Below are 932 nucleotides of genomic sequence, written 5' to 3' on the forward strand. Positions count from 1 at the left end.
TAGCCGTTGAAGAACGGGGTATGACGACCACCCTCTTCCTTCGACAGCACGTACACTTCCGCTTCGAACTTGGTGTGCGGGGTGATGGAGCCGCTCTTGCACAGCACCTGGCCACGCTCCACTTCGTCACGCTTGGTGCCGCGCAGCAGCACGCCCACGTTGTCACCCGCCTGACCCTGATCCAGCAGCTTGCGGAACATTTCCACGCCGGTCACGGTGGTCTTGATGGTGTCGCGGATACCCACGATGGAGACTTCGTCACCCACCTTCACGATGCCGCGCTCGATACGACCGGTCACCACGGTACCACGACCGGAGATGGAGAACACGTCTTCCACCGGCATCAGGAACGCGCCGTCGATGGCACGCTCCGGCTCCGGAATGTACTCGTCCAGGGCCGCAATCAGCTTGTCAATGGCCGGCATGCCGATGTCGGAGGTGTCGCCTTCCAGCGCCTTGAGCGCGGAACCCACGATGATCGGGGTGTCGTCGCCAGGGAAGTCGTAGCTCGACAGCAGGTCGCGCACTTCCATCTCCACCAGCTCCAGCAGCTCGGCGTCGTCCACCATGTCGGCCTTGTTCAGGAACACGACGATGTAGGGCACGCCCACCTGACGGGCCAGCAGGATGTGCTCACGGGTCTGAGGCATCGGGCCGTCGGCCGCGGACACCACCAGGATCGCGCCGTCCATCTGCGCCGCGCCGGTGATCATGTTCTTCACGTAGTCGGCGTGGCCGGGGCAATCCACGTGGGCATAGTGACGATTGTCGGACTCGTACTCCACGTGCGCGGTGGCAATGGTGATACCGCGAGCGCGCTCTTCCGGGGCGTTGTCGATCTGGTCGTAGGCACGGGCCTCACCACCAAACTTCTTCGCCTGAACCACCGTCAGCGCCGCCGTCAGCGTGGTCTTGCCATGGTCAACGTGACC

At 63.6% G+C, this 932-nt stretch carries 1 protein-coding gene; it reads right to left on the reverse strand.

Going from position 1 to position 932, the window contains the following annotated elements:
- A partial coding sequence (gene tuf / locus ECTPHS_RS13675; RefSeq protein WP_008933358.1) for an elongation factor Tu occupies positions 1-932 on the reverse strand: 932 nt, incomplete at both ends.

Source organism: Ectothiorhodospira sp. PHS-1 (genome assembly GCF_000225005.1).
Taxonomy (GTDB): domain Bacteria; phylum Pseudomonadota; class Gammaproteobacteria; order Ectothiorhodospirales; family Ectothiorhodospiraceae; genus Ectothiorhodospira.